This window comes from Streptomyces sp. NPDC057474 (genome assembly GCF_042802555.1).
Classification (GTDB): Bacteria; Actinomycetota; Actinomycetes; order Streptomycetales; family Streptomycetaceae; genus Streptomyces.
Map to the genome: position 1 here is coordinate 20,576 of NZ_JBHVDX010000029.1, position 22,719 is coordinate 43,294.

The following is a 22,719-nucleotide window of genomic DNA, read 5'->3' on the forward strand; positions in this document are numbered from 1 at the left end:
AGGGGAGGATCATGAGACACAGAACGCGCCCCGCACACGGCCGGACCCTGGCCGTGGCGGGCGGGGCGGCGGCCCTGGTGCTGCTGGCGGCGACGGGGGCCCGCGCGGAGGGCAGGGGAGACGTCCGCGTCACCAAGACGGTCGTCAACGGCGGCAAGAACGTCATCGTCGGGACGTCGAAGACCATCAGGTTCCCGGTTGCCATCACAATCAAGGACAACTCGGGGGTGAAGGGGCTCACGCACGCCAGCACCTTCTACGCGTACAGCGCCGAAGGCGGCGGCTCCGCCGACTGGACCGACACGACCTGCAAGAAGAAGTCGTCAACCACATCGGTCTGCACGGCCACGATGTCGATCGTCCCGGCCTGGATCCCCGGCTACAGCGACACCGACAGCAACAAGGCCGCCGGTGTCTGGCAGGTCAACGCCACCGCCAAGGCGAACGACGGCGACTACTGGATCTCCGACAACATCGCCCGGTACAAGGTCAAGCGCGCCTCGACCCTCACCACGGTCGTCACGCCCGAGAAGGTCGCCAAGGGCGCGAAGGTCACCGTCACCGGCAAGCTGACCCGGGCCAACTGGGAGACCCTCAAGTACACCGGGTTCACCGGGCAGTCGGTCCAGCTGCAGTTCAAGAAGAAGGGCGCCGCCCGCTACACCACCGTCAAGACGGTGAAGACGGGCAGCGCCGGGAAGCTCAGCGCCAAGGTGACCGCCACGGCGGCGGGCAGCTGGCGCTGGTACTTCCCGGCACGACGACGACCGCGAGGGTCACGTCGGCCGGGGACGCGGTCACGCTCAAGTGACCTCGGCGCGGCCTAGAAGTCCTCGTCCAGGTCGACGGTGCCCTCCACCGCGACCTGGTACGCGGACGGACGCCGCTCGAAGAAGTTGGTCAGCTCCTGGACGCCCTGCAGCTCCATGAAGGAGAACGGGTTCTCGGAGCCGTAGACCGGCGCGAAGCCGAGGCGTGTGAGGCGCTGGTCGGCCACGCACTCCAGGTACTGCCGCATCGACTCGGTGTTCATGCCCGGCAGGCCGTCACCGCACAGGTCGCGGCCGAACTGCAGCTCGGCCTCGACGGCCTCCCTCAGCATGTCCGTGACCTGCTGCTGGAGCCGCTCGTCGAAGAGCTCCGGCTCCTCCTTGCGGACGGTGTCCACCACCTCGAAGGCGAAGGACATGTGCATCGTCTCGTCGCGGAACACCCAGTTGGTGCCCGTCGCCAGACCGTGCAGCAGGCCCCGGCTGCGGAACCAGTAGACGTACGCGAAGGCGCCGTAGAAGAACAGGCCCTCGATGCACGCGGCGAAGCAGATCAGGTTGAGCAGGAAGCGGCGGCGGTCCGCCTTGGACTCAAGGCGGTCCAGCTTCTCCACCGAGTCCATCCACTTGAAGCAGAACTCCGCCTTCTCGCGGATGGAGGGGATGTTCTCCACCGCCGCGAAGGCCGCCGTCCGGTCCTCCGGGTCGGGGAGGTAGGTGTCCAGGAGCGTCAGGTAGAACTGGACGTGCACAGCCTCCTCGAAGAGCTGACGGCTCAGGTAGAGCCGCGCCTCGGGGGAGTTGATGTGCTTGTAGAGCGTCAGCACGAGGTTGTTCGCCACGATCGAGTCGCCCGTCGCGAAGAACGCGACCAGCCGGCCGATCATGTGCTGCTCGCCCTCGGACAGCTTCGCCAGGTCGGAGACGTCCGAGTGGAGATCGACCTCCTCGACGGTCCAGGTGTTCTTGATCGCGTCCCGGTAGCGCTCGTAGAAGTCCGGGTAGCGCATGGGACGGAGAGTCAGCTCGAAGCCGGGGTCGAGAAGATTCTGGTTGCTGGGCATTACTGGCAGGCCTCGCAGGACTCGGGGTTTTCCAGGGAGCAGGCGACGGCATCCGGATCGGCCGCCTGCTGGACGGGGATGGTCTTCTCGGGCTGGGACGGGGTCTGCGCCTGGGCCTGGCCCTGGGCGGCGCGGGCGATGCGGGTCGCCGGGCGGGAGCGCAGGTAGTACGTGGTCTTCAGGCCCGACTTCCAGGCGTACGCGTACATCGAGGAGAGCTTGCCGATGGTCGGTGTCTCCAGGAACAGGTTCAGCGACTGGGACTGGTCCAGATACGGGGTGCGGGCGGCTGCCATGTCGATCAGGCCGCGCTGCGGGATCTCCCAGGCCGTGCGGTACAGCGCCCGTACGTCGGCCGGGATCCACGCGAAGTCCTGTACCGAGCCGCTTGAGTCACGCAGCGCCTCCCGGGTGCGGGCGTCCCAGACGCCCAGCTCCTTCAGGTCCTTCACCAGATACGAGTTGACCTGGAGGAACTCACCGGACAGCGTCTCGCGCTTGAACAGGTTGGACACCTGCGGCTCGATGCACTCGTACACACCGGCGATCGAGGCGATGGTGGCCGTCGGCGCGATGGCGAGGAGCAGCGAGTTGCGCATGCCCGTCGTCGCGACGCGCTCACGCAGGGCCGCCCAGCGCTTCGGCCAGGTGGACTCGACGCCGTAGTGGTCGGGGTGCAGCACACCACGGGCCGTGCGGGTCTTCTCCCAGGCCGGCAGCGGGCCGTTGCGCTCGGCGAGGTCGGCGGACGCCTCGTACGCGGCGAGCATGATGCGCTCGGCGATCCGCGTGGACAGTGCCTTCGCCTCGGGGGAGTCGAAGGGCAGGCGCAGTTGGAAGAAGACGTCCTGCAGGCCCATCGCGCCGAGGCCGACCGGGCGCCACTTGGCGTTGGATCGGCCCGCTTGCTCGGTCGGGTAGAAGTTGATGTCGACGACGCGGTCGAGGAAGGTGACGGCGGTGCGGACGGTCTCGTCCAGTCGCTGCCAGTCCATGTCGCCCGTCGCCCGGTCGACGAACGCGCCCAGGTTCACCGAACCCAGGTTGCAGACCGCCGTCTCGCCGTCGTCCGTGACCTCCAGGATCTCCGTGCAGAGGTTGGAGGAGTGGACGACATGGCCCGGCTCCGCCGTCTGGTTGGCCGTGCGGTTGGCCGCGTCCTTGAAGGTCATCCAGCCGTTGCCGGTCTGCGCCAGGGTGCGCATCATGCGGCCGTACAGGTCACGGGCCGGGATGGTCTTCTTCGCCAGGCCGTTCGCCTCCGCCTTGCGGTACGCGGCCTCGAACTCCTCGCCCCACAGGTCCACCAGCTCGGGCACGTCGGCCGGGGAGAACAGCGACCACCGCTCATCGGCGTTCACCCGGCGCATGAACTCGTCCGGGATCCAGTGCGCCAGGTTGAGGTTGTGCGTACGCCGGGCGTCCTCACCGGTGTTGTCGCGCAGCTCCAGGAACTCCTCGATGTCGGAGTGCCAGGTCTCCAGGTAGACCGCGGCCGCGCCCTTGCGCCGACCGCCCTGGTTCACGGCGGCGACCGAGGCGTCCAGCGTCTTCAGAAACGGCACGATGCCGTTGGAGTGCCCGTTGGTGCCCCGGATCAGCGAACCGCGCGAGCGGATACGGGAGTACGACAAACCGATGCCGCCGGCGTGCTTCGAGAGGCGGGCCACCTGGTGGTAGCGGTCGTAGATGGAGTCCAGCTCGTCCAGCGGGGAGTCGAGGAGGTAGCAGGACGACATCTGGGGGTGTCGCGTACCGGAGTTGAAGAGGGTGGGGGAGGAGGGCAGGTAGTCGAGGCGGCTCATGAGCCCGTAGAGCGCGGCGACTTCGTCGACGGCGCGAGGAGTGTCGTCCTCGGCGAGGCCGCTCGCCACCCGCAGCATGAAGTGCTGGGGCGTCTCGATGACCTGGCGGGTGAGGGGGTGCCGGAGCAGATAGCGGCTGTGCAGGGTGCGCAGGCCGAAGTAGCCGAAGCGGTCGTCGCCGGCCGGGTCGACCAAGGCGTCGAGACGCGCGGCGTGCACGCGCGTGAACTCCGCGGTGCGGTCGGCGACCAGGCCCTCCCGGTGGCCCACGGCGATGGACTCGGTGAACGTCGTGACACCCTGCGAGGCGGCCTCGGCGCGGATGCCGATGGCCAGCAGACGAGCGGCCAGTTTCGAGTAGGCGGGGTCCTCGGAGATGAGCCCCGCGGCCGCCTCGGTGGCCAGCTCGCGGAGCTCCGCGACCATTTCGGAGGAGGCCGCACGCGAGGACCGGCCGCGCAACGCGGCGGCGGCGACTCGGCCGGGGTCGGCGTCGGGGAGGTCGACGGTCAGCTCGGTCAGGGTCCGCAGCAACGCGGTACCGGGACCGTCGGTCTCCGTCGCCGGTTCGGCTGAAGCCAGGTCGGCTGAAACCAGGTCGGCTGAAACCGGGTCGGCTGAAACCGGGTCGGCTGGCGCGATGGTCACGTGGGGCTCTCCCTCGCTCGGCAAGGGGCCTTGCGGAGGGCGGGCAGCAGCACACGAGCGCACGGGGGCGTCGCGTCCACCGGCCCATTCCACGAGGCCCGGACGTCAGGCACCCGGACCGGACGGCCGGGCGCGCTGTCGGCAGGTGTTCGGACTGAACAGGCGTGCAAACGCACGCAAGTACACCGTTGCGGGACAGTTCCGGATTCGCACCGGATTCCCCTGCGGCGACAGCGAGCATGAGCATACATCTAGTGCCGGGTCGCGATGGCACCCCCATATGTTGTGTCGCATTCGGCTTCGCAGTGTGTCAGAGCGTCAACTCGTAGGTGATCAGCGTGATGTCGAATCGGTCGGGAAGGGGGTTCCAGTCGCGCTCTGGTGTGCGAGTGAAGCCCAGACGTTCGTAGATCCGATGGGCCGCGCGCATGGCCCGCTGGGTCGACAGCACGACGCGTACACAGCCGTCCACGGTCCGGGCGCGCTCCGCACAGGCCCGCACGAGGGCCTCGCCGACACCCCGCCCGCGCACTTCCGGAGCGACCGCGAGCATCCGTATCTCGGCCTCTCCCGTACGGGCGATGTCGGCCATGGGGCCGCCCGCCGGGACGAAGGTCACACCGCCGAGCACCCGGCCGTCCGCCACGGCCACGAGCACGTCGGCCTCGGCGGCCCGCTTCGCCACGTCCCGCAGCTCACCGAGGTACACATCGCTCTCCCCGAAGTCGAGCAGTCCGTCGCCGAGGTAGGCCTGCGCGGTGATTTCGCCGAGGGCGGCGTACTCGTCGGGGGCCACGTGCCTGATCGCGATGTCCATGCGTCGCAGTTTGCATCAGGGGCGACTTCGCGGGGCCGCGGTTTTCCACAGGGGCTGTCGTTTGTCGGATGATCGGATCTGGTCAGTCAACGGATGATCGGGTCTGGTCAGCCCACCGCCGGCCACTGCGGCAGCGTCGCCACGAAGTCCTTGCTGAAGTCGCGGGTACCCGGGCCCAGGGCGACTCGGCCGGTGGCACGGAGGCGGGCGGTCAGGGCGGGGGACTCGGAGTAGTAGACGCGCCGGGCGGCGGCCGGCACGAACACGGTCTGGCCGCGCGTGAGTTCGCTCGCGCACTCCACGACGACGGCCCCCTCGGCGGCCTCGACGAACGCCTCGTCCCCGCAGACCCCCACGGCCAGCGGATCGTGCAGCGGACAGGTGCCGTCTCCGCCATGGCGGGTGTAGGCGTCCATGTACGTGCGCATCAGCCGGGCGGCGAGCGCCGTGCCCGGACCCGCCGCCTCCAGCGCGGCGAGGTCGGCGGGGCGGAACAGCCAGCGGTGCGAGGCGTCCAGATCGACCATGGTGAACGGGATGCCGGAGGAGAGCACGATCTCGGCGGCGTCGGGGTCGGCCCAGATGTTGAACTCGGCGACCGGGGTGAAGTTCCCCGCCACCTGCGCGGCGCCGCCCATGAACACGAACTTCCCGACGCGGCGGGCGAAGTCCGGGTCCTCCAGCAGCGCGACGGCCACGTTCGTGAGCGGGCCCGTGGCGCACACCGTCAGCTCGCCCTCGTACTCCCGCGAGAGCCGGAGCAGCGCCTGCGCGGACGACTCCGTCGGGTGCGGTGCCGTCGCGTCGGGCAGTGTCTCGTTGCCGAGGCCTGCCGGGCCGTGGAAGGCGGACGCCTCCCGGTAGGGAAGGCGGGACAGGGGGCGGCCCGCGCCCCGGTGCACCGGGACGTCGCCGTCGATGCGGAGGGCGCGGGCCAGGCCGCGGGCGTTGGCGTAGGTGGCTTCGACGGGGAGGTTGCCGCCGACGGAGGTGTATGCCTTGAGGTCCCACAGGCCTGTGCCGAGCAGGTACTGCAGGGCCACGGCGTCGTCTATGCCGGGGTCGCTGTCCAGGAGGATCGGGGTGCGAGCGGTCACCTGGCCAGCGTAGCCGGGTGGGATTCGCCCCCGCCGCCCCTACCCATCCCCGTCCCCAGGGCTGTGCCCCTTCGACACCCTTGGGGGCCTGACAGCTCGGGGAGGACTGCGATCGGGCGGGTGAGGGTCGTACGTGGTTGATCGAGAAGTTCCCCCCGCCCCTAAAAACGGGGCGCGGGGAACTTCTCGGTGTCTCTAGTGGCTCGTCCCCGCCGTTGCCGGAGGAAGCTCCACCTGTACTCCCGCGTCGCCCGCGTCCGCCGTGTAGTCCTCCGGCTTGGTCTCGTCGATGCCGTCGGGGGCCTTGAATGCCCGCAGGGCGAAGGTGAGGACCACCGTGACCACGACGTTGAGGACGAAGGCCGTCAGACCGATGTAGCCGATCTCGCCGATTCCGGGGATCTCCGCCGAGGACCCGCCGAAGTGCTTCTGCGTGGGAGAGGCCACGCCGTACGCGGCGATCGTCCCGTACAGCATGCCGACCGCCCAGCCGGCGAGGAGGGCCCAGCGGTGGCACCAGCGGGTGAAGAGGCCGCCGACGAGGGCCGGGAAGGTCTGGAGGATCCAGATGCCGCCCAGGAGCTGGAAGTTGATGGCGACGGTCTTGTCCATGGTGAGGACGAAGGCCAGCGCGCCCACCTTCACCAGCAGGGACACCAGCTTGGAGACCTTGGTCTCCTGGGCGGGCGTGGCGTCCGGCTTGATGAAGTCCTTGTAGATGTTGCGGGTGAAGAGGTTCGCCGCCGCGATGGACATGATCGCCGCGGGGACCAGGGCGCCGATGCCGATGGCCGCGAAGGCGACGCCCGCGAACCAGTCGGGGAACATCGTCTCGAACAGCTGTGGGATCGCCAGCTGGCCGTTCTGCACCTGGATCCCGGCCGCGATCGCCATGAAGCCCAGCAGGGCCAGCAGCCCCAGCATCAGCGAGTACAACGGCAGGATCGTCGTGTTGCGGCGGATGACCTCGCGGCTCCTGGACGACAGCGTCGCCGTGATCGAGTGCGGGTACATGAAGAGCGCCAGCGCCGAGCCGAGGGCCAGCGTCGCGTACGTCCACTGGTTGGCGTCGCCGGGCACGAGCGCGCCGCGCGGCTTGTCCGTCGCCGGGTTGGTCTGGCTGTACGCCTCACCGGCCTTGGCGAAGATGTCGTCGAAGCCGCCGAGCTTGATCGGGATGTAGATGATCGCCACCGCGATGACGATGTAGATCAGGGTGTCCTTCACGAACGCGATCAGCGCGGGGGCCCGGAGGCCGGAGGAGTAGGTGTAGGCCGCCAGGACGCCGAACGCGATCAGCAGTGGCAGGTCCTTGATGAACCAGTTGGTGTCCTCGCCGCCGCCGACGCCCATCACGTCCAGGACGGCCTGGATGCCGACGAGCTGGAGCGCGATGTACGGCATGGTCGCGAGGATGCCGGTCAGGGCGACCGCCAGCGACAGGCCCTTCGAGCCGAAGCGGCCGCGTACGAAGTCCGAGGTCGTCACATAGCCGTGCTTGTGGGAGACCGACCACAGGCGGGGCAGGAACGTGAAGATCAGCGGGTAGACCAGGATCGTGTAGGGCACCGCGAAGAAGCCGGCCGCGCCCGCCGCGTAGATCGCCGCCGGTACGGCGACGAAGGTGTACGCCGTGTAGAGGTCGCCGCCGAGCAGGAACCAGGTGACCCAGGTGCCGAACGACCGGCCGCCGAGGCCCCATTCGTCGAGGCTGTCGTTCTCGGCCTTGCGCCATCGCGCGGCCAGGAAGCCCATGACCGTGACGGCCAGGAAGAAGAAGATGAAGACGGCGAGTGCCACGCCGTTCACGCCGTCCTTCACTTCGCGACACCCCCGCCCTCGGACTGCTGAGCCTTGCGGGCGCGCTGGTCACGCTGCCACAGGACGTACGCGGTGGCGGTGAGCGCGGTGGAGATGAACACCCAGGCCATCTGGTACCAGTAGAAGAAGGGGATGCCGATGAACGCCGGGTCCGTCTTGGCGTACGAGCCGACCCAGAGCATCGCCACGAACGGGGCGAGCAGGCACAGGGCGATGGCCACCCTGGCAGGTGTCACCACCGGTGGTCTCACTTCAGGCGCTTCTGACATGTCCCGGTTCCGTCCCCTCACTGATCACCACTGATCACCTGCTAACGCGCAGGAAATGTAAGGGACGGGTTCCGTCGTATGGAACCCCCTGTCCGGATAACGGATGCGGAGGTTGTGTGTTCAGCAGCAGCGGAACCCCTGCCGGGGGTCCGCTTCCTGTCGATCCGTCCGCATGCACTCGAACTCGCGCCGGGACGGCACCGGCGCGTCTAGGTCGTACGTGCGCACATGCTCCACATAACGGTCGTACGCCGACTCGTCGGTCAGCTCGCGTACCTACCAGCGCACCCCCCTGGCCGCCCTGACCGCCCTGCCCGGCACCGACCGCATCGCTCGCCGCCTTCTCCTTCTCCTCCTTGGTCGGGATCAGCCCGGCCGGGGCGACGATCTTCGACCGGACGTACTTGGCCTCGCTGAGCGTGGACAGCGCGGGGCGGCGTACATGCCGCACGCAGACCCGGCCGGCGTCCGCGATCACCACGATGATCAGCAGGGCGAGGACCGCCGACAGCACACCGTCGACCGTGGAGTTGGTGACGATGGTGCAGCGGCCGGCCACCAGCGCGAGCAGCAGGCCGACGCCGATCAGCGAGACCTCGGCGACCCGCCCCGGCCTCAGCGCGCGCAGGTAGAAGCCCATCAGCAGGGCGATCGGGACGGTCATCGCGACGGAGAAGGTGGACCCGCGGCGACTGCGCGAGGGCGTTGACGATGACCAGTGCCAGCACACCCCAGCAGGTGATCATGATGGCGAAGGCCGCGAGCAACGCGGCGGTGCCGCCGAACGGGCCGATCTCCTCTCGGGCCATCCGTTCGAGTGACCTGCCGTCCCTCCGCGTCGAGAGAACACACCACCATGTCCTGGACCGCGCCCGCGAATATGACGCCCGCGATGATCCGATCGTGCCGGGCAGATAGCCCGTCTGCGCCGCGAGCACGGCCCGACGAGCGGTCCCGCGCCCGCGATCGTCGCGAAGTGGTGGCCCAGCAGCACCCGGCGGTCGGTCGGAAGTCGATGCCGTTGTTCAGGCGTTCCGCCGGGGCGGCCCGGGTCCTGTCGACCTTCAGGACCTTGTACGCGATGAACCTGGCGTAGAAGCGGTAGGCGATCGCGTACGACCCCAGCGGGCGGCCACCATCCAGGCCGCCGACACGTTCTCGCCCCGAGCCGGCGCGAGCGCGGCCCACCCGGTCGCGGCGACCAGGGCGACGAGAGTCCAGATGACGATGGCTCGGACGTTCGCGGCACGCACAGCGGGGCCTCCCGTGTCCATGCAGCGACGCAGGGACCGTAGAGCAGGAGCGGCAGTTGCGCTACACCGCGTGCACCACCTGTGCCTCGCCTCGGGGAATCCCCGAGTGGTTCAGTCTTGCGGCCGCTTGAGCCTCGCCACGAACTTGTACCGGTCACCCCGGTACACCGACCGCACCCACTCCACCGGCTGCCCGTTTTTGTCCAGCGAGTGCCGGGAGAGCATCAGCATCGGCAGGCCCACGTCCGTGCCCAGCAGACCGGCCTCGCGCGGGGTGGCCAGCGAGGTCTCGATGGTCTCCTCGGCCTCGGCGAGGCGGACGTCGTACACCTCGGCCAGCGCGGTGTAGAGGGAGGTGTACTTGACCAGTGACCTGCGCAGGGCCGGGAAACGCTTGGCGCTCAGATGGGTCGTCTCGATCGCCATCGGCTCGCCGTTCGCCATGCGGAGGCGCTCGATGCGCAGGACCCGGCCGCCGGCGGTGATGTCGAGCTGCCCCGCCAGGGTGTCGTCGGCGGTGATGTAGCCGATGTCCAGCAGCTGGGAGGTGGGTTCGAGGCCCTGGGCGCGCATGTCCTCGGTGTACGAGGTGAGTTGCAGCGACTGGGAGACCTTCGGCTTGGCGACGAACGTGCCCTTGCCCTGGATGCGCTCCAGCCGCCCCTCGACGACCAGTTCCTGCAACGCCTGCCGCACGGTCGTGCGCGAGGTGTCGAACTCGGCGGCGAGGGTGCGCTCGGGCGGTACCGGCGTGCCGGGCGGCAGCGTCTCCGTCATGTCGAGCAGGTGCTTCTTCAGGCGGTAGTACTTGGGCACGCGTGCGGTACGGACGGTCGCCCCGTTCTCGTTCTCCGCACTGCTGACGTCGGTGCTCATGCTCCGCCTTCCCGGCTCCTCGTGGCGTGATCTCTCTGTATACCTTCGCAGGCCCCGCTGGTCTAGTCCACGGAGAGGTCACCGCTGGTCTACTCCAGGAACGCGCAGTGGTCTACCCGAAGAGTGTGGCTCAGGTGCGCGGTTTTCGCTGGCTTATTACATAAAGGTTCCTGCATATATAGGTCGCATAACAGCTGGTGAGAGGGGGTTCGAGCACCCTTGACACATCGAATGGTCTGAGCCAAGCTCCGGCGTACTGGTCTACACCATTGGTCCAGGTCCTGGCCCCATGGGCGGTACGTCTGTCACCGCGGGGAGCAGGGGGGTTTGTGGCATCCCTGAGCAATGGCATCCCTGAGGAGGGTGGCGTGAAGAGGAAGCTGACGACCGCGATCTGTGTCGCGGGCATGATGGTCTCCATCGCGGCGTGCGGGGGCGGCGAGAGCGAGAGCTCGGACACGGGGGCGGACACCAAGGAGCTGACGGTCTGGCTCACGGTGGACGCGCAGAACAACTGGCCGGAGCTGGTCAAGGCCGCCGACGCGGCGATCGAGAAGAAGCACCCCGGGATCACCATCACGCACGAGTACTACGGCTGGCCCGACAAGAACGCCAAGCTCGACGCCGTCCTCGCCACCGACAAGGCCCCCGACGTGGTCGAGATGGGCAACACGGAGATGCTCGCCTACATGGTCAAGGGCGCCTTCGCCCCCGTCGACGCGGCGAAGTTCGACAACTCCGGTGCCTGGCTGGACGGCCTCAAGGCCTCCGTCACCTACGAGGGCAAGACCTACGGCGTCCCGTACTACGCCGGTGGCCGCGTCGCCAACTGGCGCAAGGACGTCTTCGCCGCGGCGGGCGTCAAGTCCACGCCGAAGACGTACGAGGAACTCACCGCCGCCCTCGACAAGGTCCAGAAGAAGCAGGGCGACAAGTTCAGCGCCTGGTACCAGCCCACCCGCGACTGGTACGCGGCCATGTCCTTCGTCTACGACGCCGGCGGCTCCATAGCCGTCGAGTCGGGCGGCAAGTGGAAGGCCAACCTCTCCTCGCCCGAGTCCATCGAGGGGCTCAACGAGTTCAAGAACGTCGTCGACAAGTACATGCACGGCGACAAGACCAAGGACGAGTCCGACCGTTACATCGTCTACGGCCAGGGCAAGTCCGGCATGATCTTCGCCCCCGCCTGGGAGGGCGCGACCGCCGCGGCCAAGGAGAACGACAAGACCGGCAAGCTCGAGGGCAACGTCGAGAACTTCGTGATGCCCGGCCCGTCCGGCAAGAACCTCCCCGTCTTCCTCGGCGGCTCCGACCTCGCCGTCCCGGTGAAGTCCGACGCGCAGACCGTCGCCGCTGAGTGGATCAACGCCTTCACCGGCCCCGCCGGACAGAAGGGCCTGATCGAGAAGGGCAACCTGCCCAACAACAAGACCGACCTCGCCACCCTGAAGGACGACCCGGCGACGGCGGTCCCGGCCACCGCGGCCGAGTCCAACTGGTTCGTCCCGATGGCCCCCGGCTGGGGCCAGGTCGAGAAGGCGCAGATCCTGCAGGCCATGCTGCAGTCCATCGGCACAGGCAAGCAGTCGGTCGAGGAGGCCGCGAAGGAAGCGGACGCCGAGATCGACAAGGTCATCAACAACGAGTGACGGTGACCTGCGGCCGGGCCTGGCCGAAGGGGCCGGGCCCGGCCGGGGGTGCCACAGAGGCCGGCTGGTGGGTGACATGAGTCCGGCCGGTGGGTGATGTACGAAAGTGCCGCGATGGGGTGTCGGGTCGGTGCCGGTGCGTCGTGGCCGGTCGCGCAGTTCCCCGCGCCCCTACGGGGGCATCGGGGCGCTGCCCGCCCCTCTTTATCTGCTTAGGAGCGCGCGATGAGTGCCGCAGACACGACTGCCCCTGCGAAGGTGCCGCCCGCGCGGCCGGCGCCGCCGCCGTCGCCGCCGGTGGTTACCGGGAGTTCGGCCAAACGTTTGGCAGGCGGAGCAGCTGTTCCCTGGGCCCTCCTGGCCCCCTGCCTGCTGATTCTCGCCGTCGTTCTCGGCTATCCACTGGTCCGGCTTGTCACCCTGTCCTTCCAGGAGTTCGGGCAGTCCCAGCTGTGGGGATTCAAGCCCGCCGAGTCGGTCGGCTTCGACAACTTCTCCAAGGTGCTGGGTGACAGCGAGTTCTGGACGGTCGTCGTCCGGACCATCGTCTTCGCCGCCGCCTGCGTCATCTTCACGATGGTCATCGGCATGGCGATCGCCCTGCTGCTCCAGCGGGTCTCCGGCTGGGTGAAGACGCTCATCAACATCGCGCTCGTGGCGAGTTGGGGCATGCCCATCATCGTCGCCACCACCGTTTTCAAGTGGCTCTTCGACTCCGACTACGGCATCTTCAACGCGCTCCTCAGCAAGCTCCCCGGCGTCGACATGATCGGCCACAACTGGTTCGCCAGCGGCCCCGAGGGCCTCGCCGTCATCACGCTCCTCGTGGTGTGGGGCGCGGTGCCGTTCGTCGTCATCACCCTCAGCGCCGGACTCACCCAGGTCCCCAAGGAGTTGGAGGAGGCCGCCCGACTCGACGGCGCCGGCGCGTGGGGCGTGTTCCGCTACGTCACGCTCCCCATCCTCAAGCCGATCATCGTGATGCTCACGACCCTCTCCGTCATCTGGGACATGGGCGTCTTCCCGCAGGTCTTCGTGATGCGCAACGGCCACCCGGAGGCCGATTTCCAGTTGCTCACCACCTACTCGTACGACAAGGCGTTCGTGGTCAACGACTACGCGCAGGGCTCGGCGATCGCACTCCTCACCGTGCTGTTGCTGCTCGGCGTGATCGGCGTCTACATGCGCCAGATGCTGAAGATCGGAGAGGTCGAATGAGTACTGCCACTGTCTCCGGTCCTCGGAAGTCCAAGCTCGGCTGGAACCTCCTCGGCCTGTTCGTCTTCGTCACCGCGGGCTTCCCCGTCTACTGGATGCTGAACACGGCGTTCAAGCCGGCCAAGGACGCGATCGACCCCGATCCCAGCCTGCTGCCCACGTCGATCACCTTCGCCAACTTCGGCCGGGCGCTGGACATCGCCGACTTCTGGGGCCCGGTCGGCCGCAGCCTCGTCGTCTCCCTCACGGTCGTCGTGATCGGCGTCGTCGTCGGCATGCTGGCCGCCCTCGCCATCTCCCGCTTCGCCTTCCGCGGCCGGAAGGTGGTCATCGTCGGCATCCTGGCGGTGCAGATGGTCCCGCTGGTCGCGATGATCATCCCGGTCTTCCTGCTCCTGAACGACCTCGGCCAGTACGACCGCCTGACCGGCCTGATCATCACCTACCTGACTTTCATCCTCCCGTTCACCGTGTGGACCCTGCGCGGCTTCATCGTCAACATCCCGCGCGAACTGGAGGAGGCGGCCATGGTCGACGGCTGCTCCCGCACCACCGCCTTCATCCGCGTGGTGTTCCCACTGCTCGCGCCGGGCATGGTGGCGACCTCGGTCTACGGCTTCATCCAGGCGTGGAACGAGTACCTGTACGCCCTGATGCTGATGAGCCAGCAGAACCAGACCGCGACCGTCTGGCTCGGCAACTTCACCACCAAGCACGGCACCGAATACGCCCCGATGATGGCCGGCTCCACCATGATGGCCGTGCCGATCGTCGTCCTCTTCCTCCTCGTCCAGCGCAAGATGGCCGCGGGCCTCACCGCGGGCGCCGTGAAGGGATAACCACCCGATGACGACATTCGCCCCTGGCTCGCCCGGTTCCCCTTCCGGACAGGACGGTCTCGCGCGGGACGCGCTGACGGTCCTGCAGCCCGGCTTCACGGGAACCACCGCCCCCGACTGGCTGCTGCGCCGCCTCGGTGAGGGCCTCGCCTCCGTCGGCGTCTTCGGCCGCAACATCACCTCGCCCGGACAACTGTCCGCTCTCACCGACCGGTTGCGCGCGGAGCACGAGGACGTCCTGGTCGCGATCGACGAGGAGGGCGGCGACGTCACCCGTCTGGAGGTCCGCACCGGCTCCTCCTTCCCGGGCAACCACGCCCTGGGCGCGGTCGACGACGTGGACCTGACCAGGGAGGTCGCCTTCGCCCTGGGCCGCCGCCTGGCGGAGTGCGGCGTCAACTTCAACTGGGCCCCGTCGGCCGACGTGAACGCCAACCCGTCCAACCCCGTCATCGGCGTCCGCTCCTTCGGCGCCGACCCCGGCCTGGTCGCCCGCCACACGGCCGCCTATGTCACCGGCCTCCAGGCCGCGGGCGTCGCCGCCTGCACCAAGCACTTCCCGGGCCACGGCGACACCGCTGTCGACTCCCACCTCTCCCTGCCCCGCATCGACGCGGACCGCTCGCTCGTGGACTCCCGGGACCTGGCCCCCTTCCGCGCCGCCATCGCCGCCGGTTCGCGCGCGATGATGAGCGCCCACATCCTGGTCCCGGCCCTGGACCCCGACCTTCCGGCAACGTTGTCCCACGGCATCCTCACGGACCTCCTCCGCGGCGAACTCGGCTACGACGGCCTCATCGTCACCGACGGCATGGAGATGCAGGCCATCGCCGGCACCTACGGCATCGAACACGGCAGTGTCCTCGCCCTCGCCGCCGGCGCCGACGCCATCTGCGTCGGCGGCGGCCTCGCCGACGACGAGACCGTCCGCCGTCTCCGCGACGCCCTCATCACCGCCGTCCGCGACGGCGACCTCGAGGAAGAACGTCTGGCGGACGCGGCGAACCGGGTCCGGGCGCTGGCGAAGTGGACGCGATCGGCTGCAGGGGAAGCGGGAGACGGTGACGGGACGGGGCGCGAGGTCATCGGGGAGACCGGCGGCACCGGTGGGGGCGTCGGCCTCGTGGCTGCCCGCCGCGCCCTCACGGCGACCTGCGCGGAGCCCTACGAGCCGCCCACGCAGCCCCTCTACGTCGCGGCCTTCACCCCGGTGGCGAACATCGCCGTGGGCGACGAGACCCCCTGGGGCGTCGGCGCGGAACTGGCCCGCCTCCTCCCCGGCACCGAGACGGGCACCTTCGCGGGCGACAGCGCCGGTGCCTCGGCCCTGGCGGTCGCCGGCACCCGCCGTGTCGTCGCCGTCGTCCGCGACGAACACCGCCACCCCTGGATGACCACCGCCCTCGACACCCTCCTCACCACCCGCCCCGACACGATCGTCGTGGAGATGGGCATCCCCCAGTCCCCGCCCCGGGGCACCCTCCACATCGCGACCCACGGCGCGGCGAGGGTCTGCGGCAGGGCAGCGGCGGAGGTCATCGCGGGGGTGCGATAGGGGCCGGGGCGGTAGAGGGCAGGCTCTGGAAGAGGGCTCCGAGAAGCCGCCGGTACGGGGTGTGGGCAGGCGTTCCGCCGGGGCGTTGGGGGAGGGTGGGCGCACGCCACCCACAAGCCGCACCCGCCCGACAACCCGTAGCCCCACACAAGTAGGCGCCACAGCCCTTCTCACCGGGCCGTGGCGCCTACTCGCACTTCCAGTGGCCCTAAATCCCCTGCCAGTCAGGCTTGTTGCTGTACGTGTGCCGGAAGTAGTCCGCCAGCTTCAGCTTCGACGCGGCACCCTCGTCCACCACGACGGTCGCGTGGCGGTGGAGCTGCAACGCCGAGGCGGGGCACACCGCCGCCACAGGCCCCTCCACGGTCGCCGCGACGGCGTCCGCCTTGCCCTCGCCCGTGGCGAGCAGCACCAGGTGCCGGGCCTCCAGGATCGTGCCGATGCCCTGGGTGATGACGTGGTGCGGCACCTGCTCGATGTCGCCGTCGAAGAACCGCGCGTTGTCGATCCGCGTCTGCTCGGTCAGCGTCTTGATCCGCGTCCGGGAGGCGAGCGACGAGCACGGCTCGTTGAACCCGATGTGCCCGTCGGTCCCGATGCCGAGCAACTGCAGATCCACACCCCCCGCCTCGGCCAGCGTCCTGTCGTAGGCCTCGCACGCTCCCGCCACGTCCTCGGCGGTCCCGTCGGGCCCCATGAACGCGTCCAGGCCGAGCCCCAACGGCTCCAGCACCTCGCGCCGCAGCACCGAGCGGTACGACTCGGGGTGCTCGGCCGGCAGCCCCACGTACTCGTCGAGCTGCGCGACCCGCGCCCGCGAGGCGTCCACGGCACCGGAACGCACCTTCTCCGCCAGCGCCGTGTAGATGGGCAGCGGGGTCGACCCCGTGGCGACCCCGAGCAGCGCCGCGGGCTTGCGCCGGAGCAGCGCCGCCATCGCCTCGGCTATGAGCTCGCCGCCCGCCTTGGCATCCGGAACGATGACAACTTCCACGCTGGGCCTGCCGATCTGGAAAGAGGGGACTCGACTGGTACTTGGAGGCTATGTGGTTTAGACCAATCTAGCAGAAGGGCCTTTGCGGAGGTCTGCCCGTCCTCTCCGGGGCCGAGCCTGCGTCTCCTGTGCCTCCCGAGTGGTCCAGGCTTCCTACGTCAGCGATCCTCCCGTTGCGTCCACCCAGCTCCCCGTGACCCACCGTCCCTCGTCCGACGCCAGGAACGCCACCACGTCCGCGATATCGGCAGGTGTCCCGATCCGGCCCAGCGCCGATACCCCCTCGGCCATGGCTCGGCCGGCCTCGGTCCCCAGGATCTCGGCGGTGTTGTCGGTCTCGACCAGGCCGGGCGCCACCGAGTTCACCGTGATGCCCCGGGGGCCCAGCACCTTCGACAGGTCCCGGGAGAGGAGATCCAACGCGCCCTTCGTCATCGCATAGGCCATGTTGTCCGGCATCGCCGCGGTGCGGGCGAGGCCCGACGAGATGTTGATGACCCTGCCGCCGTCGCGCAGGCGTCCCATGCCGTGCTTGAGGAGGAAAAACGGCGCCTTCACGTTCACCGCGAAGACTCGGTCGTACTCGGTCTCGCCGATCTCCTCCATCGGCCGGCTCGTTCCGATCCCCGCGTTGTTCACCAGGATGTCCAGCCCGTCCGCGTGCCGGTCGAACTCCTTCCACAGGGCCTCGGCGTCCCCGGGAAGCCCCAGCTCGACGCCGATCACGAAGGCGGAACCGCCCGCGGCGTCGATCGCGGCGGCCGTCTCCTTCGCTGCCGCCTCGTCGCGGCCGTAGTGCACCGCGACCCGGGCCCCGTCCCGCCCGAGCCGCTCGGCGATCCCCCGCCCGATGCCCCTGCTCGCCCCCGTGACCAGAGCCGTCCTGCCTGCGAGTACACCCATGTCGGCGCCCCCCTCGAATTATCTAGTGGTCGTTACAAAAAAGACCGTACAGCAGCGCGCCGACATTTCACTAGTGCCCGCTATAAAATCCATCCCATGGTGAGCAGACAGCGCGGCCGACCCCGCTCCTTCGACCGCGAGACCGCCCTGGAGAAGGCGATCATGGCGTTCTGGGAGCATGGCTACGAGGCCACCTCGGTCTCCGACCTCACCCGTGTCATGGGCATCGGCGCCCCGAGCCTGTACTCGGCGTTCGGCGACAAACAGTCCCTCTTCGAGGAGGTCGTGCGCGTGTATGGGACGCGCTACGGCTCCTTCGTCGAACGCGCCCTCGCCGAGGAGCCGACCGCCCGGGCCGCCGTGGAGCGGATCCTGCGCGAGGCCGCCGCCGAGTACACGGACCCGGACCACCCGCACGGCTGCCTGGTCGTCCACGCGGCGACCAACTGCACGAGCCCCGAGGTGGAGGAGTCCCTCCGGACCCGGCGCAACGCCGGCATCTCGTCTGTCGAGAGCCGTATAAGAGCGGGCATCGCGGCCGGTGAACTGGCTATGGACACCGACGCGGCCGCCCTGGCCCGGCACGCCGGAGTGGTCATCCAGGGCATGTCCCAGCAGGCCCGCGACGGGGCGACCAGGCAGGAGCTGGAGGCGGTCGCCGAACTCGCCATGGCGATCTGGCCCCGAGCCTGACGCGCCACGGGGCCGGTCGCGCGACCAGCCACGGCATTCCGGCCCGCGCCCAAGCGGAAGCGGGCTACTCTGCGTGTGAGCCGTCGGCAGATGTTGGACAATGGAACAACAACAAACATCCGCCAACGCATGGACACACGCAGTGGTCTAGTCAACAATGCGTGGTAGGGCATGTGATCGATCAGCGGCCACGGTCGCGGACCCATCGCACGCGAACGAAAAACAAGCCTCCGCTTTCCCCGCACAGGAAGGCGGACCGAGGACCCGGCGCTCTCTGCCCTGACTGCTCCGGATCCTCATCCTTCGGCCGACTGGGACCGCACACCCCACGGCCGATGTTGCTCCGGGCTGCGGTGCCGGGAGGGCTGAGGGTCCCTCTCAGGCGCCGCGGCCCGCGGGTGTTTCCCGGGGCCCTGCGGCAGCCGGTTCCAGCGCCCGTACCGGCGACGCCAACCGCCTTTTCCGGTCATGTCCGTACCGCCAGGTACGCTCGCACACGTGCCCTCCATGAACGAACTCGTCCGCCAGCACACCGCTCTCAGCGACTCCGACCTGGAGTGGTTGCATCTGCTGGTGTCGGAGTGGCAGCTGCTGTCCGACCTGTCCTTCGCCGACCTGGTCCTCTGGGTCCCCACGCGCGACGGCACGCGCTATGTCTCCGTGGCCCAGATGCGCCCCAACACCGGCCCCACCTCGTACCAGGACGACATGGTCGGCCACCTGGTCCCGCGCGGCCGCCGGCCCCTCCTCGACGTCGCCCACGACGAGGGCCGCATCGTTCGCGAGGGCGACCCCGAGTGGCGTGAGGAGGTGCCCGTACGGGTCGAGTCCATCCCCGTGCGCAGGGAGGGGCGCGTGCTCGGTGTCATCGCGCGCAACACCAATCTGCTGACCGTGCGGACCCCGAGCCGACTGGAGTTGACGTACCTCCAGAGCGCGTCCGACCTGGCGCAGATGATCGCCGCGGGCGCGTTCCCGTTCCCCGACCAGCAGGTCGACATGGACGCCTCGCCGCGCGTCGGCGACGGCCTGATCAGGCTCGACGCCGACGGCATCGTCCAGTACGCCTCTCCGAACGCCCTCTCCGCGTACCATCGCCTCGGCCTCGCCGCCGACCTCGTCGGCTGCCATCTCGGCCGTACGACCGCCGAACTCGCCCCCTCCCGGGGGCCGGTGGACGAGGCGCTTGCCAAGGTGGCGAGCGGGTGGGCGCCTCGCGAGTTCGAGATCGAGTCCATCGACGGGGTGATCCAGTTCCGCGCGATCCCCCTCAAACCCAAGGGCCCGCGCATCGGTTCGCTGGTGCTGCTGCGGGACGTGACAGAACTGCGGCGCCGCGAGCGCGAATTGATCACCAAGGACGCGACCATCCGGGAGATCCACCACCGGGTGAAGAACAACCTCCAGACCGTCGCCGCGCTGTTGCGCCTCCAGGCCCGGCGCATCGAGTCCGAGCGTGGCCGCGAGGCTCTCGAAGAGGCCGTACGACGGGTCGGGTCGATCGCGATCGTGCATGAGACGCTGTCCCAGAACCTGGACGAGCGGGTGGAGTTCGACGAGATCGCCGACCGGGTGCTCGCCATGGTCGCCGAGATCTCACCGGGCAAGGTCGCCGGCCGGCGGACCGGCCGCTTCGGCATCCTGGACGCGGAGGTCGCGACCCCGCTCTCCATGGTCCTCACCGAGATCCTGCAGAACGCCCTCGAGCACGGCTTCCGCGAGGGGGAGACCGGCACCGTCGAGGTCTCGGCCGTGCGCGGCGGCACCACCAAGGAGACCCGTCTCCTCGTCACCGTCCAGGACGACGGCGTCGGCCTGCCCGAGGGTTTCGACCCGCACCGTTCGGGCAACCTCGGCCTGCAGATCGTACGGACGCTGGTGGAGGGGGAGTTGAGCGGCACCTTCGACATGGTCGCGGCTCCCGAGCGCGGTACTCAGGTGATCCTCGACATCCCGGTGCGGGCACAGAAGTAGCGGGCTCGGGAGGAGTCGGCCGTGGGTACGGCGGATGCACCCCTCGTGGTCACCGCGACCGGCGTACGGAAAACAGCACCGCGAACAGCACCGAGCCCCGGACCATGATGTGGTCCGGGGCTCGGGCTCGTGGCTGGTTAAGCGCACCGGGGGTACTGCGCGCTGCGGCTCGGGGGCGGGAGAAGCGCACTCGCTGTGCGCGCCGCCAAGCTCAGGCTATTGCTGGGTGGGAGTCAGGCGGATGCCTGACGCGCCCTGTTGCGGGCGGCGCGGCGCTTCATGGCGCGGCGCTCGTCCTCGCTGAGACCACCCCAGACGCCGGAGTCCTGGCCGGACTCAAGCGCCCACTGCAGACACTGCTCGATAACCGGGCAGCGACGGCAGACAGCCTTGGCTTCCTCGATCTGCAGCAGCGCAGGACCGGTGTTGCCGATGGGGAAGAAGAGCTCGGGGTCTTCCTCGCGGCAAACGGCGTTGTGACGCCAGTCCATGGCTGCTACCTCTCCTTGGTATTACTTGCACGTTGCTTGTGAATGTGAACGCTTTCACGAATCCCTCAACAAGTGAAGGGCCGATCACCAGACGGACTGGTGTGGTCCTGTGGATTGAGGAGGGGTTCTGGCGCTCTCGTGAGCCGGTGTTGCGGGCTGTCCCGAGCGCCACGTAGAGACTCGCAAACCTCAGCGGCGGATACAACCCCTACCGGAAAGTTTTTTTTGATTCCTCGGTGTCGACTGTGTCACAGCCGTACTTCCATGGGGTGGATGCTGGCCTAAACGTTCGAGTGGAAGGACTTTTGCCCGTTCCGCTCACACAATCACACGCAGTGCACGGCGTACGCCTGTGAACGTCACGCTCGTACGCAGTCCGAGGTGGTCGCCGTCCATCTGGAGGGGGAGGGGGGCCTTCGAATGCAAGGTGAAGTCGGTCAGATCGTGCAGGGTGGTGGCGTGCTTGCCATGGGGTCCGCGCTCGGGGGACGAAGTGAGCAACTGTGTGCCATAACGGGCGAGCGCGGGCGTCGACATGCGGCTGAGACCGAGCACGTCGAGGCCCTTATCGAACGAGGCCTTAGGCGACGCGTACACCGGGCGATTGCCCAGAAACGTCCACGGGGACGTGTTGCAGACTATGGACAGCACAAGATCGGAAATCGGGTCCTGGCCGGGCTGTTCCAAAGTGATTGTGCCGAGTCTGCGGTGGGGCTCTTCCAGGAACTGCCGAAATGCCTGACGCAGGTAAAGAGCGTGTGTGGATTTCCGTCCGCGTTCCCGCTGTTGCTCGACCCGGCCGATCACACCCGCATCGAATCCGAGGCCGGCGCAGAACGTGAACCAGCGGGACGGCACCGCCTCGTCCTCCGTGCCCGGGGTGCCCGAGGCCATGCCCAGGCCGACTGTGCGCTCCCGGCTCTCGCGCAGGGCGTCGAGCAGGACGCCGGTCGCCTCCACGGCGTCGTTGGGCAGGCCCAGGGCGCGGGCGAAGACGTTGGTGGAGCCGCCGGGGACCACGGCGAGGCGGGGGAGGCGGTCGGGATCGGGGCCGTGGTACAGCAGGCCGTTGACGACCTCGTTGACCGTGCCGTCGCCGCCGAGCGCGACGACCAGTTCTATGTCGTCCTTGCCCTCGGCGGCCTGCCGGGCGAGGTCCCGGGCATGGCCCCTGTACTCGGTGGTGACCGCCTCGAGCTTCATCTCGCTCGCGAGGGCGTGGATCAGCACATCGCGCGTACGTGCGCTTGTGGTGGTTGCCGCCGGATTGACCACGAGAAGTGCACGCATGGGTTGCAGGGTACCTACTGGGTGGTACCCGGCCCATACCGAGGTGCGGATCAAGGGGAGATCGGGTAGTGACGATGAGCACGTGAGGGCGCGCGAAGGCGGTGTGCGTGCCGCGCGCCGGAGCGGATCGGCCCGCGTACGACGGGCGGATCGGGCCCGTGTACCGGGGTCGGGGCCGGCCAGGGGGTGACGGCTACCCTTCAGTTGTGAGCCCTGAGCAGAACCCCACGCCGGACACCTCCGCTGCCGAGACCCGCCCCGGGCGGCTGACCGCCGCGGCCGCACTGGCCGCGCTGGAAGGGGTGGCCCTGCTGGTGGGCGGCGGGGCCATGCTCGTCCTGGGCCTCACCGGCGACTCGGACGACCTGAGCACCGGCGTCACCGGGGGCATCACCCTCATCGCGCTGGCCCTGCTGCCGCTGATTGCCGCGCGCGGGCTGCTGTTGCGGCGGAGCTGGAGCCGGGGGCCCGCCGTCATCACCCAGATCATGGCGCTGCCGGTGGCCTACAACCTGCTGCGCGCCGACAGTGTGGCGATCCCGGCGGGGATCGTGCTGGCCGTGGTCGCCGTCGCCGCGCTGGTCCTGCTGATCAATCCCGCTACGACCCAGGCCCTCGGAATCGAGGGGCCGGGCCGGGCGGAGGAGACGAAGCGGTAGCCGGTCGCGAGACCGGCGTATCCGCTGCTCCACC

Annotated in this window: 19 protein-coding genes, 3 pseudogenes and 1 riboswitch; of the genes and pseudogenes, 8 read left to right on the forward strand and 14 right to left on the reverse strand. The window is 69.0% G+C overall.

Annotated features, from left to right (window positions below):
- Positions 1–11: 11 nt before the first annotated feature.
- A pseudogene (locus ACFU53_RS11325) lies at positions 12–811 on the forward strand (hypothetical protein).
- 12 nt (positions 812–823) lie between these two features.
- Here ACFU53_RS11325 and ACFU53_RS11330 read toward each other — a convergent pair.
- The 10 genes and pseudogenes from ACFU53_RS11330 to ACFU53_RS11375 form a co-directional block, all read right to left on the reverse strand.
- Complete coding sequence (locus ACFU53_RS11330; RefSeq protein ID WP_383989189.1) at positions 824–1,834, reverse strand: ribonucleotide-diphosphate reductase subunit beta; 1,011 nt, start codon at positions 1,832–1,834, stop codon at positions 824–826.
- Entirely contained in the window at positions 1,834–4,287 is a 2,454-nt protein-coding gene (locus ACFU53_RS11335) for a ribonucleoside-diphosphate reductase subunit alpha (protein ID WP_383989192.1), read from the reverse strand. Before ACFU53_RS11335 ends, ACFU53_RS11330 begins: the two co-directional genes overlap by 1 nt.
- Before the next feature lie 144 nt (positions 4,288–4,431).
- Positions 4,432–4,509: riboswitch (cobalamin riboswitch) on the reverse strand.
- Between the two features lie 88 nt (positions 4,510–4,597).
- On the reverse strand, positions 4,598–5,104 hold the full coding sequence (locus ACFU53_RS11340) for a GNAT family N-acetyltransferase (RefSeq protein ID WP_383989195.1): 507 nt from the start codon (positions 5,102–5,104) through the stop codon (positions 4,598–4,600).
- A gap of 107 nt (positions 5,105–5,211) precedes the next feature.
- Positions 5,212–6,201 (reverse strand): nucleoside hydrolase, encoded by a 990-nt coding sequence (locus tag ACFU53_RS11345; protein ID WP_383989198.1) that lies wholly within the window; start codon positions 6,199–6,201, stop codon positions 5,212–5,214.
- A 195-nt stretch (positions 6,202–6,396) separates the two neighbouring features.
- Positions 6,397–8,022 carry a monocarboxylate uptake permease MctP gene (mctP, locus tag ACFU53_RS11350; RefSeq protein ID WP_383989201.1) on the reverse strand — a complete coding sequence of 542 codons (1,626 nt, stop codon included), beginning with the start codon at positions 8,020–8,022 and terminating at the stop codon, positions 6,397–6,399.
- Positions 8,019–8,291 (reverse strand): DUF3311 domain-containing protein, encoded by a 273-nt coding sequence (locus ACFU53_RS11355; protein ID WP_383989204.1) that lies wholly within the window; start codon positions 8,289–8,291, stop codon positions 8,019–8,021. Before ACFU53_RS11355 ends, mctP begins: the two co-directional genes overlap by 4 nt.
- Before the next feature lie 120 nt (positions 8,292–8,411).
- A complete protein-coding gene (locus ACFU53_RS11360) occupies positions 8,412–8,558 on the reverse strand; it encodes a YbdD/YjiX family protein (protein WP_383989299.1) in 147 nt (48 codons plus the stop codon).
- A 268-nt stretch (positions 8,559–8,826) separates the two neighbouring features.
- Positions 8,827–8,955 (reverse strand): annotated as a pseudogene (locus ACFU53_RS11365) (carbon starvation CstA family protein); the annotation flags it as partial.
- Positions 8,956–9,034: 79 nt separating this feature from the next.
- Positions 9,035–9,479 (reverse strand): annotated as a pseudogene (locus ACFU53_RS11370) (carbon starvation CstA family protein); the annotation flags it as partial.
- A 176-nt stretch (positions 9,480–9,655) separates the two neighbouring features.
- Entirely contained in the window at positions 9,656–10,420 is a 765-nt protein-coding gene (locus ACFU53_RS11375) for a GntR family transcriptional regulator (RefSeq protein ID WP_383989207.1), read from the reverse strand.
- Between the two features lie 368 nt (positions 10,421–10,788).
- Between ACFU53_RS11375 and ACFU53_RS11380 the strand changes: the two genes are divergently transcribed.
- The 4 genes from ACFU53_RS11380 to ACFU53_RS11395 all read left to right on the forward strand — a co-directional run bounded on the left by ACFU53_RS11380 (position 10,789) and on the right by ACFU53_RS11395 (position 15,681).
- Positions 10,789–12,069 (forward strand): extracellular solute-binding protein, encoded by a 1,281-nt coding sequence (locus tag ACFU53_RS11380; protein WP_383989210.1) that lies wholly within the window; start codon positions 10,789–10,791, stop codon positions 12,067–12,069.
- Between the two features lie 225 nt (positions 12,070–12,294).
- Complete coding sequence (locus tag ACFU53_RS11385; protein WP_383989213.1) at positions 12,295–13,287, forward strand: carbohydrate ABC transporter permease; 993 nt, start codon at positions 12,295–12,297, stop codon at positions 13,285–13,287.
- Complete coding sequence (locus ACFU53_RS11390) at positions 13,284–14,126, forward strand: carbohydrate ABC transporter permease (RefSeq protein WP_383989216.1); 843 nt, start codon at positions 13,284–13,286, stop codon at positions 14,124–14,126. Before ACFU53_RS11385 ends, ACFU53_RS11390 begins: the two co-directional genes overlap by 4 nt.
- Positions 14,127–14,133: 7 nt before the next feature.
- Positions 14,134–15,681, forward strand: a complete 1,548-nt coding sequence (locus ACFU53_RS11395) for a glycoside hydrolase family 3 protein (protein ID WP_383989219.1) — start codon at positions 14,134–14,136, stop codon at positions 15,679–15,681.
- 208 nt (positions 15,682–15,889) lie between these two features.
- Here the strand turns inward: ACFU53_RS11395 and nagB are convergent, their stop codons facing one another.
- Positions 15,890–16,675, reverse strand: a complete 786-nt coding sequence (nagB, locus tag ACFU53_RS11400) for a glucosamine-6-phosphate deaminase (RefSeq protein ID WP_383989222.1) — start codon at positions 16,673–16,675, stop codon at positions 15,890–15,892.
- Positions 16,676–16,828: 153 nt separating this feature from the next.
- A complete protein-coding gene (locus ACFU53_RS11405; RefSeq protein WP_383989225.1) occupies positions 16,829–17,578 on the reverse strand; it encodes an SDR family oxidoreductase in 750 nt (249 codons plus the stop codon).
- 96 nt (positions 17,579–17,674) lie between these two features.
- Between ACFU53_RS11405 and ACFU53_RS11410 the strand changes: the two genes are divergently transcribed.
- A complete protein-coding gene (locus tag ACFU53_RS11410) occupies positions 17,675–18,271 on the forward strand; it encodes a TetR/AcrR family transcriptional regulator (RefSeq protein ID WP_383989228.1) in 597 nt (198 codons plus the stop codon).
- A gap of 498 nt (positions 18,272–18,769) precedes the next feature.
- Complete coding sequence (locus tag ACFU53_RS11415; RefSeq protein WP_383989231.1) at positions 18,770–20,245, forward strand: sensor histidine kinase; 1,476 nt, start codon at positions 18,770–18,772, stop codon at positions 20,243–20,245.
- Positions 20,246–20,478: 233 nt separating this feature from the next.
- Here the strand turns inward: ACFU53_RS11415 and ACFU53_RS11420 are convergent, their stop codons facing one another.
- Positions 20,479–20,736, reverse strand: coding sequence for a WhiB family transcriptional regulator (locus ACFU53_RS11420; protein ID WP_003992873.1), 258 nt, complete (start codon positions 20,734–20,736; stop codon positions 20,479–20,481).
- 318 nt (positions 20,737–21,054) lie between these two features.
- The gene (locus tag ACFU53_RS11425) at positions 21,055–22,026 is read right to left on the reverse strand and encodes a diacylglycerol/lipid kinase family protein (RefSeq protein WP_383989233.1); all 972 of its coding nucleotides are present in this window, start codon (positions 22,024–22,026) and stop codon (positions 21,055–21,057) included.
- 206 nt (positions 22,027–22,232) lie between these two features.
- On the opposite strand from ACFU53_RS11425, the gene ACFU53_RS11430 reads away from it, so the two are divergent.
- Complete coding sequence (locus ACFU53_RS11430) at positions 22,233–22,685, forward strand: hypothetical protein (RefSeq protein ID WP_383989236.1); 453 nt, start codon at positions 22,233–22,235, stop codon at positions 22,683–22,685.
- The last annotated feature ends 34 nt before the right edge of the window (positions 22,686–22,719 follow it).